The organism is Desulfonatronum zhilinae (assembly GCF_900182865.1).
In the GTDB taxonomy this organism is placed as follows: domain Bacteria; phylum Desulfobacterota; class Desulfovibrionia; order Desulfovibrionales; family Desulfonatronaceae; genus Desulfonatronum; species Desulfonatronum lacustre.
This window is the reverse complement of the sequence record NZ_FXUJ01000095.1, coordinates 1-1024: the sequence shown is the minus strand read 5'-3', so window position 1 is coordinate 1024 and position 1024 is coordinate 1. Positions and strand designations below refer to the sequence as shown.

Annotated in this window: 1 protein-coding gene and 1 pseudogene; both read right to left on the bottom strand. The window is 51.8% G+C overall.

Annotation, left to right across the window (positions count from 1 at the left end):
* A pseudogene (locus tag AC559A_RS19210) lies at positions 1-457 on the bottom strand (IS1380-like element ISDth1 family transposase); the annotation flags it as partial.
* A gap of 110 nt (positions 458-567) precedes the next feature.
* Positions 568-1024 (bottom strand): transposase (locus AC559A_RS19205; protein WP_498819303.1); only part of this gene is annotated, 457 nt, incomplete at its 5' end.

The window sequence follows — 1024 nt, the reverse complement described above, 5'->3', positions numbered from 1 at the left end:
CTTCTTTTTTGGTCTCGTCGTTGTCGTAGATCACCGGGTCGATATCCACTCGAACCCATTTCTTGTCGTCTTTTTGCAAGTACTCATGAGCCATGCCGGTCTTTTTCCAGAGCTTGACCGAGCATCCCGGAAGCATGGCCTCCAGCTCAGTGTTCAGGGCGATGCGCTGAAAGGTTTGCCTGTAGGTTTCCGCCGAAGGCACCCTGCCGATGTCAACGGCGTTCATGAAGTACCGGTTGCCTGCCAGCGGTTTGACGTGATCAAAATCAGTTTTCCCTTGGACCATCAGCCCGAGCATGGTTTTCAAGATGTTTTCTGTGGATATCTGCGGCCTACCGATGGTCACCTGCTTTGCCACAGCATCAAGACCTGCCAGTTTGGCCATCTGTCCTACGAACACCAAGCCGGCTGGCCCGGCCTGGAGGTTTTCCTTGTGAACCACCTTGGATATGCCCATACTCATCGCCCCCATCACCTATTGGGTGAGTTTGTAAAGTTACTGCGTCGATGACTGAACATATCTAAATGATTGAACAAAGTCAAGAAAAAGACTGCACTGTTACTGTATTAGCATTGCAATAACTTCACGGATTCAGGTTCGATGATTTGCGGAACGGTAAGCGACAGGTCTGTAGAGAACAGGGCGATCCATTGTGTTCTGCGGTAGATCCAGACCACGCGAACCCTGCACCTGAGATTTTTGAGCATGACGACACGATCATACGCCATGACTTCCCTGGTCCGGCCGTAAAGATTGACGGCGTATGCTTGGGCTTGATTGCAATATTTTGCAGCCAGTTCTGAAGTGTTGCCGAGGAAGTTCCCGTACTTGCGGGGGCGGCCTCTTTTCTTTTGGGGCGAGGGTTGCGGGAGTTCGTGAATGTTGATGTTACAGCGCAACCTGGACAACAGGTCGATGTCTTGTCCCAATTTTTCACGGGTGGGTCGCCACAGGCCATCGTTTCCGAACCAGGAATCGGCCACGACAAGCATGGGAGCCTTGTAGTCCTGGTGGATTTCCACA